The sequence below is a fragment of the Halorubrum tibetense genome, from assembly GCF_055396225.1.
Map to the genome: position 1 here is coordinate 109,245 of NZ_AP043742.1, position 13,514 is coordinate 122,758.

General features: G+C 66.1%; 13 protein-coding genes. 4 read left to right on the forward strand and 9 right to left on the reverse strand.

All coding sequences use genetic code 11. From position 1 onward, the window contains the following. Nucleotides 1-132 precede the first annotated feature (132 nt). The 4 genes from ACZ5TV_RS00490 to ACZ5TV_RS00505 form a co-directional block, all read right to left on the reverse strand. Nucleotides 133-1,188 (reverse strand): DUF7544 domain-containing protein, encoded by a 1,056-nt coding sequence (locus ACZ5TV_RS00490; RefSeq protein ID WP_379779063.1) that lies wholly within the window; start codon nt 1,186-1,188, stop codon nt 133-135. A gap of 63 nt (nt 1,189-1,251) precedes the next feature. Beyond that, nucleotides 1,252-2,607 carry a 3-phosphoshikimate 1-carboxyvinyltransferase gene (gene aroA / locus ACZ5TV_RS00495; protein WP_379779065.1) on the reverse strand — a complete coding sequence of 452 codons (1,356 nt, stop codon included), beginning with the start codon at nt 2,605-2,607 and terminating at the stop codon, nt 1,252-1,254. 212 nt (nt 2,608-2,819) lie between these two features. After that, on the reverse strand, nt 2,820-3,872 hold the full coding sequence (trmB, locus tag ACZ5TV_RS00500) for an HTH-type sugar sensing transcriptional regulator TrmB (protein ID WP_379779067.1): 1,053 nt from the start codon (nt 3,870-3,872) through the stop codon (nt 2,820-2,822). A gap of 118 nt (nt 3,873-3,990) precedes the next feature. Beyond that, entirely contained in the window at nt 3,991-4,731 is a 741-nt protein-coding gene (locus ACZ5TV_RS00505; RefSeq protein WP_379779069.1) for a proteasome assembly chaperone family protein, read from the reverse strand. Nucleotides 4,732-4,873: 142 nt separating this feature from the next. Between ACZ5TV_RS00505 and ACZ5TV_RS00510 the strand changes: the two genes are divergently transcribed. Together ACZ5TV_RS00510 and ACZ5TV_RS00515 are read left to right on the forward strand one after the other, a co-directional pair. Beyond that, nucleotides 4,874-6,010, forward strand: a complete 1,137-nt coding sequence (locus tag ACZ5TV_RS00510; RefSeq protein ID WP_379779071.1) for a mechanosensitive ion channel family protein — start codon at nt 4,874-4,876, stop codon at nt 6,008-6,010. Between the two features lie 72 nt (nt 6,011-6,082). Continuing rightward, nucleotides 6,083-7,870: an MATE family efflux transporter gene (locus ACZ5TV_RS00515; RefSeq protein ID WP_379779073.1), complete on the forward strand. Its 1,788-nt coding sequence runs from the start codon at nt 6,083-6,085 to the stop codon at nt 7,868-7,870. 77 nt (nt 7,871-7,947) lie between these two features. Here the strand turns inward: ACZ5TV_RS00515 and ACZ5TV_RS00520 are convergent, their stop codons facing one another. The 3 genes from ACZ5TV_RS00520 to rocF form a co-directional block, all read right to left on the reverse strand. Next, nucleotides 7,948-8,175 carry a DUF7385 family protein gene (locus ACZ5TV_RS00520; RefSeq protein WP_379779075.1) on the reverse strand — a complete coding sequence of 76 codons (228 nt, stop codon included), beginning with the start codon at nt 8,173-8,175 and terminating at the stop codon, nt 7,948-7,950. 186 nt (nt 8,176-8,361) lie between these two features. After that, nucleotides 8,362-9,189 (reverse strand): DUF7117 family protein, encoded by an 828-nt coding sequence (locus tag ACZ5TV_RS00525; protein ID WP_379779077.1) that lies wholly within the window; start codon nt 9,187-9,189, stop codon nt 8,362-8,364. 57 nt (nt 9,190-9,246) lie between these two features. Then, a complete protein-coding gene (gene rocF / locus ACZ5TV_RS00530) occupies nt 9,247-10,152 on the reverse strand; it encodes an arginase (RefSeq protein WP_379779079.1) in 906 nt (301 codons plus the stop codon). Between the two features lie 104 nt (nt 10,153-10,256). Here rocF and ACZ5TV_RS00535 point away from each other — a divergent pair, with 104 nt between their 5' ends. Beyond that, a complete protein-coding gene (locus tag ACZ5TV_RS00535; protein ID WP_379779081.1) occupies nt 10,257-10,568 on the forward strand; it encodes a hypothetical protein in 312 nt (103 codons plus the stop codon). A gap of 69 nt (nt 10,569-10,637) precedes the next feature. After that, nucleotides 10,638-11,171, forward strand: a complete 534-nt coding sequence (locus ACZ5TV_RS00540; RefSeq protein WP_379779083.1) for an Rrf2 family transcriptional regulator — start codon at nt 10,638-10,640, stop codon at nt 11,169-11,171. A gap of 241 nt (nt 11,172-11,412) precedes the next feature. Here the strand turns inward: ACZ5TV_RS00540 and ACZ5TV_RS00545 are convergent, their stop codons facing one another. Further along, on the reverse strand, nt 11,413-12,591 hold the full coding sequence (locus ACZ5TV_RS00545) for an NAD(P)/FAD-dependent oxidoreductase (RefSeq protein WP_379779085.1): 1,179 nt from the start codon (nt 12,589-12,591) through the stop codon (nt 11,413-11,415). Between the two features lie 101 nt (nt 12,592-12,692). After that, on the reverse strand, nt 12,693-13,511 hold the full coding sequence (locus tag ACZ5TV_RS00550; protein ID WP_379779087.1) for a nucleoside phosphorylase: 819 nt from the start codon (nt 13,509-13,511) through the stop codon (nt 12,693-12,695). Nucleotides 13,512-13,514: the final 3 nt, after the last annotated feature.

Consider the following 13,514-nt stretch of genomic DNA (forward strand, 5'->3'; position numbering starts at 1 on the left):
AGTCTCATACCGGAGTTGGTCGATAGTCGCGGCGGATCGGTCATCGATCCTCAGTCACTGTGTTGTGTCCAACTCATACCGTGCGATCACCCACTCCCGACGTTCGTCAGTACTCACTCCGGCCCGCAGAGTCTATCGCTTTGTGGATGTATCATCTCCCTCCGTTGGACCGGCAGCGTCCGGATCGATCGTTGGGTCCAGCATCGCCAACTCCGGGTCAACCCCGCCGAGGGTGGTGACTTCATAAGCGATCAGGTACGTTCGCGTGACCAACCGTACCGGAAGAAACACGAGCAGCAACGCGATCACGCCGGCCGACACGACCAAGACGAGCGTCACCATCCCGACAGTGGTTCCGGTCACCGCCGAAAGTCCACCCAAGATCCCGGCGGCGATCAGGATCGTGACGCCCCCAAGGACGAGGACCGCCCCACCGGCGAACAGGAACACGACGGTTTCCGCGACCGAGACCCCGACCCCGAGGAAGAAATGGACGACGAGATACAACAGGAACTCGGTCCACGACTCCCGCAAGGTCGACCAGAACCGTGACCACGCCGCCAGCACACCGAGGTCACGATGAACCATCACCGGAACGACGAACTCGTATGTGAATCGAACGACGAGTAGCGCACCCAGCGTGAGGAGCCCCCCGAACAGTACTGCTCCCGCGAGTCCCCAACCCGAGAGTCCAGCGACCGCCTCGCTCACGGCGTCGATCGGCCCCCATCCGACCGTCGTCACCCCCAGAATGGCGAGCAGTAGCGGGAGCACCGTAACGATCCCGGCAACAGTCGAAAAAACGAACAGCCCGAGCGCCTGGCGGAATCGCGCGCGGAACGGTCCCCAGACACGAACCTCGTTAGTCCGGAGGGCATCGTAGAACACGAGCCGGAGCGTAAGCGTCGCTACCGCGATGACGACGCCGATGGCGGTGACGACAGCGACGATCGCGACCACGAGAGCGGTATCGAGCTCCGCGACGACGGCCTCCGGGATCACGCCGTCCGGAAACAGTGTGAACTCCGCGTCCGGGATGAACGAAAACGAGGCGTTCGTGTTCACGGTGCTACCCATCAGGAGGACGAGGAGGGCCAGGACCGTCCAGCGAACCAAGCTGAACGGAAACAGGAACCGACGAGTGGCCTCCACCGCGTCGTCAACGGCGTCGACGGCGTGCCAACTCATACAGAACCCGTAACTCCCTGATCACTTATAAATCAGGTAGTCAACTGAGATCCGGATCGTATCTTATCGTTCGACCGCAGCGCCCAACGACGCCATCGTCTCGAAGAAGCCGGGGAACGAGACGTCGACGTGTTCACGGCCCCGGATCGTCGTCGTCCCTTCGGCTACGAGCGCGGCGACCGCGAGCGACATCACGATCCGGTGGTCCGCTCTACCGTCGACAGTCGCACCCCGTAGCTCGCTCTCGGAGCCGTGAATGGTGAGGACGTCCGGCTCCTCCGTCGTCTCCGCTCCCAGCGTTTCGAGCTCCTCGGCCATCGCGGACACCCGGTCGGTCTCCTTGTATCTGACGTGTTCGCAGTTCGTGATCCGTGTGTCACCGTCCGCGATCGCTCCGAGGGTCGCGATCGTCGGCAGGAGATCCGGGGTGTCGCCGACATCGATTTCGATCCCCGACAGCGACGACCGCTCGACCGTGATAACGCCCGCCTCGCGGTCCCAGTCGATCGACGCGCCCATCCGTGTCGCGATCTCGACGATCGCGGCGTCACCCTGGGCGCTCGGTTGTGCCCCCTCGATCCGGACGGAGCCGTCCGGGTCGGCCGCTACCGCACCGCCGGCAACCAGATAGGAGATAGACGAGAAGTCCCCGGGAACCTCGTATCGGCCGTCAGGGGGCGCGTACGTCTGCCCACCGGGAACGACGAATCCCTCGGCACCGGCCGCCGTCTCGCTCCCGACCGGCTCGGCGGTGATCCCGAACGCTTCCAGCAGTTCGAGCGTGATGTCGACGTACGGGGCCGATTTGAGCTCCGTCGTCAACGACACCTCGATCCCGTCGTCGGTGACCGCCCCAGCCATCAGCAGGGCGGTAACGTACTGCGAGGAGACGTCGCCAGGAAGTGCGACCGCGCCGCCGGAAAGAGGGCCGAACACGACGAGCGGCGCTTGGCCGTTTCCCCTCGTCGACTCGGCGCGGACGCCCAGCTCGTCGAGGGCATCCAGAAGCGGCCCCTGTGGGCGGGACCGGAGCGACGCGTCCCCCGTCAACACCGTCCCGCCGTCGGCGAGCGCGGCGGTCGCGGTCACGAGCCGAGTCGTCGTCCCGGAGTTCGCACAGTCGAGCACGTCGTTGGGGACATCGGGCCGACCGTCGAACCCGTCGACGACGAGCGCGTCCGCGTCCGGCAGGTCGCTACTGTCGTCGGAAGTACTCTCGCCACCCTCCCGCGGGTCGACGCTGCCGCCGAACGCGGTCACCGCACGGGCAGTCGCCCGAGTGTCCGCAGAGACGAGCGGGGACTCGACGGTCGCGCCGTCGCTGTACCCCGCTGCTAGCAACGCGCGGTGGGTGTAACTCTTCGACGGGGGTGCACGGACGGTTCCGGAGAGGTTCGAGCGAGTTAGGCGGACATCCATACCCGTCCCTGTCGCGCGCGGCGATAAGTGGGTACCGGCTGCGGCACTGCTACGACCGATCTCGGACGAGCCGGATTCGCCTCGCCGAGCCGGATCCACCCTGACAAGCCGGATTCGCCTCGCCGAGCCGGATCCACCCTGACAAGCCGGATTCGCCCCACCGAGCCGGATCCACCCTGACCAGCGGAACCTACCTCGGTGGCATCGACCGTTCAGATCTCGGGCGGAGAACCCCGACCGATAACGATCTCCTGGCCTTCGATGTCCTCCAAGGCCGCTACACGCCCGCCGATCTCGACGGGACCGGTTTCGGTTTCGACCACGAGTGAGGCGACCTCCTCGGTGTCTTCGAACGCGCTGTCGACGACCCGTCCGCGGACGGTGATCGGCTCTCCCGTCTCTATGTCGCGTCCGGAGACGGCCGCATAAAACGTCTCCCCGTCGAATCCACGAACGTCCTTCACCGCGCGTCGGATAGAGGCGTATCGGCGGGGGAACGGCCGGTCCTTCCCGTCCGCGAAGAGCGTCTCCGCCGTCGTCCACAGGACGGTTCCGAAGAAGCCGGACACCAGGAACCCAAGCGCCGACCGGTTGAAGATGACACCGTATCGCTCCCGGTCGTCACGCAGCGCGTCCTGTGTCGCGTATACGGAGTACTCGCCGTCGCCGACGGCAAGGACGGGAGTCGTGATGCCGCGTCGCGCGCGCGCCGTCGTTGAGACGTCGGTGTAATCGAACTCCGCTGGGTCGGGTGCCCGTGAGGCGGGCGTTACCAGGAGTTCGATGCTGACGCCCTCCGCGATTTTCCCCGCCAGATCGTCCCGAAATCGACGCAGGAGGTCGGGAGTGAGCGAGACGGCGAGCTCGTACTCGGCACCGAGAATAACGTCCTCAAGGTATCGGAGGATCGTCGAGCGCGACTTCACCAGCGAAACCGCCTCCGTCTCGCGCGTCGGCGCGGTGTATCGCGCTTCGAGCTCGTCGACCATCTCCGCGAACGACGAGCGGAGGTCGCCGAACGCGTCCGCCGGGTCGACGGCGACGATCTTCATCGGACGGGACTCCCGGAGCTCGACGAGTCCGCGGTCGGAGAGGCTCCGGACGGTGTCGTACACCCGCGGTTGCGGGATGTCCGTCCGGTCCGCGATGTCGCTCGCGGTCAGCTCGCCGTGTGCTAACACTGCGAGATACGCGTCGATCTCGTACTCTCCCAGATTGAACCGGTCCCCGACGTGATCGAGCGTCGCCCGGAGATCGTCAGTCATGGTTGACTCGACACACCCCACCGGTATAGTTTTCACTATAACCCGAGTTGTACGCGTTTTCATATCACAGTCTACTTCTCGGGCAGCAGCTCCGGATCGGTTGGCTCCGGCTGCCGGGTCACATGTACATCCGGTCGTAGGCCCCCTCGGGTTCCCGCGCCTCGATCCGTTCGGCGAGGTCCTCGTAGTATCGCTGTATTTCGGCCGCGAACGCCTCAAGCGGTCCGGCGTCGACGCCCAAGTCGTACACCTCGTCGATGGTTTCGACGAGACGGACCGCGGCCTGTACGTCCGGTGCTTGTGCGTGCACCGGCGTGACGAACACGCCTACGCCAAGCGGCGAGTCGAGTCCGCGCTCCAGCAGCGTCGCGTTCGTGCCGTCGAGGAATCCCGACTCCATCGGAGGAATGTCTGTGTCCTCGATCCGGGCATCCCGGAAGTCGTCCGTCGCGATGTAGAACGTCCGGTGGGCGTCGGGACCGTGGGGGATCGGCACGCCCGAGCACACGGCGATCTCCGAGACGTCGTTGGCGACAGTCCACTCGAGTATCGAGGTCGCGAGCGGTTCTCCGAGCACCGACGGGACGAACTGCTCGCCGACGAGCACGGTGACATCGAGGTCGGGACCGGAGTACAGCCGGGTTGGATGTCGCGGTCGACCCTTCTCGAAGGGGGTGATCGATGGGAGCCCTTCGGTCCTGACGTGACCGTATTCGGTCAGCTCCAGGTGGTCGATGAGGTAATCGACGGCGGTGAGTCCGCCGAGTCCATACGCGGAGAACCCGGCGATCAGCACGTCGCTCGGAGCGGAATCATGTGTAAACTCGAAGGTCGGACGGGGGGTGATGTGCTCTCGCATACGTTGGCTTCTACCGGAAGGGTGTTAGCGTTTGTCCAGCGGGGTGTCGATCGATTCGTTCCCAGTCACCGATCGAAGGAAGCGCGTTCCATCCGTCGATCCGGGAGGAAACGTTTTTTCGGGTGGACGACGCGTGTCCGCTATGACCCCACTGGAGGCGACGACGCCGATTGCCGAGTGGTCCTCGTGGCTAGCGGGGGTCCCCGGGGTACGGTTCTTCATCGTCGTCCTCTCGGTCGTTGCCGGCGCGGTGCTGGCGCGGTTCGTCGTCAGGGTCATCGGCCGCCCGGTCGCCAAACAGTTCTCTCGACAGAGCGTCGCACAGACCGTCGTTCGTGGAGTCCGCGTCGGGACGATCACGCTCGCGTTCCTGTTCGGCCTCTGGGCGGTCGGGTTTCAGTTCACCGACCTGCTGATCGGGACTGCGGTGTTGTCCGCCGTGGTCGGGATCATTCTCGCTCCGCTCGTCGGGAACTTCATCAACGGCCTGTTTATCCTCGCGGACCAGCCGTTCGAGATCGGCGACATGATCGAGCTCGACGACGGCACGCAGGGGTTCATCGAGGACATCACGATCCGGTACACGAAAATATTCACCCTCGACAACACGTTCCTCGTCATCCCTAACGGGAACATGCGCGACCGCGACGTGACGAACTACTCCGCGGAGGACGAGCGAACCCGTCGGAGCACGGACGTCCTCGTCACGTACGAGTCGGACATCGACGAGGGGCGTCGGCGTATCGAACGCGCGGCCCGTGACTGTGAGTCGATCATCAACGGCGGTCCCGATATTCGCGTGGGCGTGGCCCGATACAACGCCAGCCCGGAGTGCCGGATCCAGGAGTTCGGCGACAACGGGATCCTGTTGCGGCTCCGTTACTGGGTGAAAAAGCCCTACAAGCTCGCGAAGGTACAGTCCGAGCTGAACACGCGGATCCGCGATCGACTCTCGGACGCGGACGTCGAGATGGCGTACCCCCATCGTCACCTCGTCTTCGACGACACGTCCGGGGTCGCACAGGTCGGCCTCCGGGAGGACCAGCCCCGGGACGGGGTTGACGCGGCCGGAACCGGCGAAACACCCAGTGGGGAGCAGGAGGTCACGACCGCGGGAGAGACGGGAACAGCCGTTGGCGTCGACGGACGAGGCGAACCCGATAGCGACACCCGAGAAACCCCCGAACCCGATCGCGATACCGACGGAAGTCTCGAACCCGATGTCAACCGAACCACCGAGTCGTCCGGTACCGACGACTCGGTCGATCGGCCCCCCTGATCGCGGACCGTTTCGAGGCCGACTCGGCCGCCACCGGAACGCTGATACGCCGAGATGGTCTGGGATCACGAAGTGAGCGACGAGCCCTCCGAACGCCCGTCAGACTCCGGAGAGCCCGACCATACCGACGACCCCTCCGGAAGCGACGAACACGGCAAAAACGACGGACACATCGGCCCTCCCGACCCGAGCGATAACGACACTGCCGATCCGACCAGCGGTACCCCCGCCGATCGGGCCAACGGTGATATCCCCGCCGATTCGGACGGTGACGACTCCGACGACCCCGACGAGTTGGATGGTTCCGACAGCCCCGACGACGCCCGTGACTCGATCACCGAGGGTAGCCTCGTCCGCCCGCTGTTCCACCTCGCGTGGCCGATCGTCGTCATCCAGCTGTTACAGGTGACGTACAACGTCGTCGACACCCTGTACCTCGGCCGGCTCTCGGCCGAGGCGGTCGGTGCGATCAGCCTCGCGTTCCCGCTCATTTTCCTTCTTATCGCCGTCGCGGGCGGCTTCACGACCGCTGGGGCGATCCTCGTCGCCCAGTACACCGGGGCGGAAGGCGACGACTCCGCCGGGATGGTTGCGGGCCAAACCATAGTTACCGTCGCCGTGCTCTCGGTGTTCATCGGTATCGGCGGGTACTTCTACACCCGGCCGGCGCTGGAACTGCTGCCGAGCGACCCCGACACGGCCGCGACCGTGATCCCGCTTGCGGCCGACTACATGGAGATCATCTTCCTCGGGATCCCGTTGATGTTCGGGTTCTTCGTCTTCTCCGCGCTCATGCGGGGGTACGGTGACACCCGGACGCCGATGGCCGTGATGTTCGTTTCCGTCGTGCTCAACGTCGTGCTCGACCCGTTCCTCATCTTCGGGTTCGAGAACAACCCGCTGTTCGAGTGGCTCGCAGCGATACCGGGTGTAGCGGCGCTCGACCCCGTCGCTGTCGAGGCGTCACTGTTCGCCGCAACCGGGTTCACCGGCTACGGGATCGAGGGTGCCGCGCTGGCGACGATCGGGGCGCGTGGCGTCGCGACTGCTATCGGGTTGTGGGTGCTGTTCGCGACCGACCTCGGCCCGGCGGTCGGGATCGCCGATCTCCGTCCGGATTTCGGGTTTATCGAGGACATCTTCCGACTGGGGCTCCCCTCCAGCGTCGAGCAGACGACGAGCGCGATGGCGATGATCACGCTGACGGCGATGATCGTCACCTTCTCGCCGCCGGTGGTAGCGGCGTACGGACTGGGTAACCGCCTCATCTCGCTCGTGTTCCTGCCGGCGATGGGACTCGGACGCGCGATCGACACGATGGTGGGACAGAACCTCGGTGCCGACCGTGCTGACCGTGCCGCACGCGCGGTCAAGATCGCGGCGACGACGGGGGCCGGAGTGATGTTCCTCGTCGCCGTGATCGCCGTGACGTTCACGGAGCCGATCGTGTCGGTGTTCCTCGGGGATGTCCCCGACGCGCCAGCGACGATCGAGTTCGCGGTCGAGTACGTCCGCATACGATCGGTCGAGTTCGCCTTCATCGGCGTCTCACAGGTGATTCTGGGTGCGTTCCGTGGGGCGGGCAACACCAAGACGGCGATGGTGATATCGATCCTCACGCTGTGGGTCGGCCGTGTCGCCAGCGTGTTCTACCTCGCGTTGACGTGGAGCGTGACGATCCCCCTCGTTGACGTAACCATCTCGGCGCTCGGGTGGGGACCGACCGGCGTCTGGGTCGGGATGGCGCTCGGGAACGTGCTCGGCGCGGCCGTGGGCGTCGCGTGGTTCGCCCGCGGGACGTGGACGGAGCGGTACATCGACGACCCGTCCCCGGACGTCGATCCGGTCGGCGACGACTGACGCGGTCGGCGACGCCCACTTCGGCGAGAAAGCTGGACGGGAACCAGTGTCCTCTCGGCGATGGTGGTTCCGGCGTGTTAGTGCCGAAACAGCTGTATCTCGTCGTTGCCACGCAGGAGGCAGAACCGTGATCCGTCGTTCTCGGGGAACCGAGCCGCCGGGCTCCGGGTGATGAACAGCCGATCGAACGGTTCGTCGCACACGGGACACGTGATCGCCTTTCGGTTCTCCCAGAGGCTCGTCTCGCCGGTGTCACGGAGCTGCTTCAGCGCGTGCCGATGGTCGTGCACGTCGAACCCGGACATACGCACGGGTACGCTCCGGGCTGCTTGAACGTACGCCTCCGAGTATCAGTCGTGATTCGGACTCACCGTTCATTACGGCTCGAACCGACCGCCGACCAGGACCCCCACACCGCTGACCACGGCCCCCACACCGCCGATCACGCACACAGCCGGTCCGCACCGCGATCGATGGATCGGACTGCCCCGTCACGCCTCCGTGTCCGCGAGCCGCGAGCGCGCCCGATCGAGCGCCTCGCCGTCGCCGGTTCGGACGTACTCGCCGACCGCGTTCACCGCTTCGACGAGCGCGTCCGCGGCGGTGGGAGCCACATCCCCGCCAAGCGCGTCGACTCGTTTCGTGCGGTCGCGGACGCGTCCGAGGAGCTGCCGTGCGGGGGCGACGCGCGACTCCGCCTCGTCTCCCGAGACCGACACCGTCGGCGACGAGTCGATGTCGTCGTGTTGGTCCGCCCCCCCGATCGGCTCACCGTCACGTCCCGGCGTGGACGCCAGCTCGTCGAGGAACGTCAGGAGGTCGTCACGGTACTCGCTCACCGCCCGGGCGGCCGCGGCTCCCCGCGCCACACGCATCGATTCGGGGACCTCGGTCGCCTCGGGGCGCTTTCCCTCCTCCGCACCGGCGAGGAGCGCGAGGAGGTACTCGCGGTCGGCGTCGCTCGGGTCGCGGCGACGGTCGTACACGTCGACCGCCTCGAGCAGTTCGCGCGCGGCGAGGACCGTGTCGTCGAGCGTCCGAAGCTCACCACCGTCGATGAACCCGCGCTTGCGCAGGTACGTTCGGAGCTCGTGTTTCAGGGCGTCGACATCATCCGTCGGGAGCGTCCCGCGTGCCTCCCCGAACCGGGTACGGTGAGCGGCCAGATCCAGCGAGACGGGGGAGTCGGTGTGCGTCGCCCGACCCTCGACCCCGACGCTCCGGACGCTTCCGCACGCCGGGCACTCGACGGTCCCGGTCTCGTAGTACGACCAGCGACCGCCGCAGTCACGACACTCCCGCTCGCCGCGAACGTTCATGCCATGGAGGTACTCGCGTCGCGGCTAAAGCCCTGCGGGTCGATCAGCGGCGCGAGATCAGATGACCCGCTTGCCGAACGCGCTGGCGGCGAGCTCGGTGGCGAGCGCGGCCGTCTCGTTGTTCCGGTCGAGCGTCGGGTTGACCTCGACGAGCTCCATCGACCGGAGACAGTCCGCCTCGTCGACGAGCTCCATCGCGCTGTGCGCCTCACGATACGTGACGCCACCGCGGACGGGCGTCCCGACTCCGGGCGCTTCGTTGGGGTCCAGCCAGTCGAGGTCGAGACTGACGTGAACCCCGTCGACGCCGTCGGCAGCGGCCGCCAAGGCCTCCTCCGTGACTTCCGTGATCCCCCGTTCGTCGATGTCCGACATGGTGTATGCGGTGAATCCCCGTTCGCGGATCAGCTCCACCTCGGCATCGTCGACCGACCGGAGTCCGACGAGTGCGATATTGTCGGGTGAGAGCCCCGGCGCGTTCGCCCAGTCGGTGTCGGCGAACTCGTCGATGCCGAGCGCGGCGGCCAACGGCATCCCGTGGACGTTTCCGGAGGGCGTCGTCGAGGGCGTGTTGAGGTCGGCGTGCGCGTCGAACCACACCGCGCCGATCTCCGCCTCGCGGGCAGAGCCGACGAGCGATCCGATCGCGATGGAGTGGTCGCCGCCGAGCGCGAGAGGGACTGCTCCGTCCGCGAGCGCCCCGCTCACCTCGTCCGCGAGCCGCCGACAGACGTCCGCGGTTTCCTTCAGGAACTTCGCATCGCCCGTCGCGGGTGCCTCCGCTTCCGGGTCCCGTTCTTCCGCCCGTGGGACGGTGAGGTCCCCCCCATCAACCACGTCGACACCGGCACCGGCAAGCTCGTCGGCCAACCCGCCGTACCGGATCGCTGACGGTCCCATATCGACACCGCGTCGGTTCGCCCCGTAGTCTGTCGGCGCACCGATGATCCTGACTCGTGTCATACTCGATGGGGAGCTCCCCACGGCTTGAATGGCGGGGATCCGCCGGGCCCGCGGACCGACACGGATCCAGTACCGTCTTCGGGTTCGCGTCCGAAACCCTCGCTATGAGCCGGAGTACAGGCCGATCGGGCACAAGCGAGGAAGCAGACGACGGGCGGGCCGATGACGCTGGGACACACGACGGGCAAGACGACGACCGGCGGAACGACGCCCACGCTCGAATAGATCCGGCCGAGATCGGTCCCGCCGGTGCGCTGATCGCGGTCGCGTTCACGGGAGCACTGATCGGGCTCATCGGTGCCGGCCTCGCGTTCGTCGTCGGCGACGCGGCGCTCGTGCTCGTCGTCCTCGGGATCGCCGTCGTGTTCGCGAGTCCGGTCGCGTACCTCCGGTTCAGGAACGTCGGCCCGTCATGATCGACATGGTCGATCCGTTTATAAGGCACTTCCATCGCATTTATGCGGGGCGGCCATGTATTCGGAGTTATGTCATCGATAGAGCTCACGTCAAGCCAGAAGAGCATCCTCACGGCGCTCATCAACCTGTACGGGCAGGAAGAGGACGCCGTCAAAGGCGAGGCGATCGCCGAGGAAGTCGACCGGAACCCCGGCACGATCCGCAACCAGATGCAGAGCCTCAAGGCACTCCAGCTGGTCGAAGGGGTACCGGGACCGAAAGGCGGGTACAAACCCACGTCGAACGCGTACGAGGCCCTCGATATCCAGCGTATGGACGAGCCGGCCCGCGTTCCGATCGAACACGAGGGCGAGGTCATCGAGGGCGTCAACGTCGACGGGATCGATCTCTCCAGCGTTCACCACCCCGAGCTCTGCCGTGCCGAAATTCACGTACAGGGCTCCGTCCGTGACTTCCACGAGGGTGACTCGGTGACGGTCGGCCCGACACCACTTTCGAAGCTCGTCATCGACGGGACCGTGGACGGGAAAGACGACACCGCGAACGTCCTGATCCTCCGAATCGATGACATGCGTGCGCCAGACGAGGAGCCGGCACACTGAGTCTCTTTTAAGTATCGCGTCGCCGTGAACCGTCCACGCACTGCGCCCTCCGAGTGCCAGATCCGCACACACGAGTAGACGAGCTGGGAACGGACGAACCGACAGAGGGAGAAGCGAACGAGCGGACGAGAGGGGGAAGAGAAGGGACGCGAAGGGAGAACGGCAGTGTATCGTTTCGTCTCGGGATATCCGGTGGGGACCCGTAGACACCACCCTCAGTAGCGATCGACCGGACCGCTGGTCACATATCGCCGAACGCGCTGATCCCGCGTCCGGTCGAGGAGACTTTCGAGATCCATCGCACCGCGATCGACTTCTTTAGCAGCTTCGCCGGAGTCCCGCCGAACGTTTTGATCGGCATTCCCATCACGTCGTGAGCGACCGCTTCCTCGCCGATCGAGATGACCGTTCCCTTGTCCTTGTGCTCGCAAGACTGTAGCGGCGCGCCGCGGGCAGCTCGTGCGAGGTTCTCGCCGGCGACCTCGGCGGCCTGCCAGGCGGCCTGGGCGGTCGGCGGCGCGACGTCGTCGCCACCCTGATCGATAAGCGCGGTGTCACCGATGGCGAACACGCGGTCATCACTCGTGGTGAAGTCGGACTCCGCGAACACGCGGTTCGATCGGTCGTCCTTCTCGACGTCGACTTCCTCGATCTCGGGCTGACCGGTGATACCGCCGGTCCAGACCAGCACGTCGTACGGGAGTTCCTCGAACCCGTCGTCCTCGTCGCCGAAGTACACGGCGTCCGCGTCGGCCTTCGAAATGAAGTCGCCGGTGAGGATCTCGACGCCGGCGTCCTCGAGGCGCTGTCGGAGTGCCCCCTGCAGCTGCGGGTCGTTACCCGGGAATACTTCGTCGAGTCCTTCGACGAGGCTGATGTCGATGGGGGCGCGATGTTCATCGCGGTACTCCGCGATCTCACCGGCCGTCTGGATACCGGAGAGCCCTGCGCCGCCGACAACGACCTGCGCCGGGTCCGACCGTGTCGCGTTCGCGGCCGCCTCGCGGACGTCCTCGTGGATCGCTTTCGCGTCCGCTAATCCCTTCAGTTGATGTGCGTGCTCTTTCAGCCCGTCGATGCCGAAGAAGGCCGTCGTCGAGCCCACGGCGAGAAGTAGGTAGTCGTAGTCGACGGTCTCGCCGCCCTCGGTCTCGACGACGCGCTCGTCGGTGTCGACGTCGACGACGCGGCCTTGGACGAACGCGGACTCCTCGGACAGGATCTCCCCGACCGGGATGGTGATCTTGTCCTCGACCGCGGGCTTCCGGATCGCGCGGTGGACTTCGTGTAACACGAGGTGGTAGTCGTGTTCGGAGATCCAGGTGAGCTCCGCTTCACCCTCACCGATCTCGTCTTCGAACGCTTTTACCGCACCCGCGCCGGCGTATCCGGAGCCGACGACGACGATCTGAGATGTCATACCGGAGGCTCCGCGGCCCGCGCGTAAAGTCACTTTGGAACCGGCCTGCCGGGCCAGTCGGCCGAGAACCGGTGCGGTCTACGGCCAACCCCCCGTACCGTCTACAGAGAGAGTCCCGCGTGCCATCGATCCGCACCCGCCTCGTGCTTGACCTCGTCCATCCGCGCGAGCAGTTTCACGGCGAGGCTCGCGGTCTCGGCGGCACGCGACTCACCTTCCGTCCGGAACTCGCCGGTGACCCGGTTCGCGTACACCGAGCACACTGCTCCCGCACGGAGTCCGTACACGTTGGCGACCGTGAGGATCGCAGACGCCTCCATCTCGACGTTCTTCACGCTCGCGTCCTGTAACTCCTCGACGAGCGCTTCGGAGCCGGCCGCCCGGAACCCCTCGAACCCCGGACGGCCCTGCCCCGCGTAAAACGAGTCGGCGCTCATCGTGATCCCGGTGTGGTAGTCGTGTCCGAGCCGCTCCGCCGCGGCGACGAGCGCGGAGACGACTTCGCCGTCGGCGGTCGCGGGGTAGTCCTCCCGGACGTACTCGTCGCTCGTGCCCTCCTGTCGGACCGCGCCGGTCGTGATCACGAGGTCGCCGACGTCCATCCCCGGCTGGATCGCCCCGCACGACCCGACGCGAATGAACGTGTCGACGCCGACGCGCGCCAGCTCCTCGACGGCGATCGTCGCTGAGGGAGAACCGATCCCGGTCGACGTCACCGATATCGGCGCGTCGTCGTACGTTCCGGTCGCGGTGCGGTACTCACGGTGGTACGCGACCTCCTCGGCGTCGTCCCACAGCGCGGTCACTTTGTCGACGCGTTCCGGGTTGCCGGGAAGGAGCACGGCGTCGGCGACGTCGCCGGGACCGACCTCGACGTGATACTGCCGTTCGTCGTTTGGATCCTCGCTGTCTCCGGTCATGAC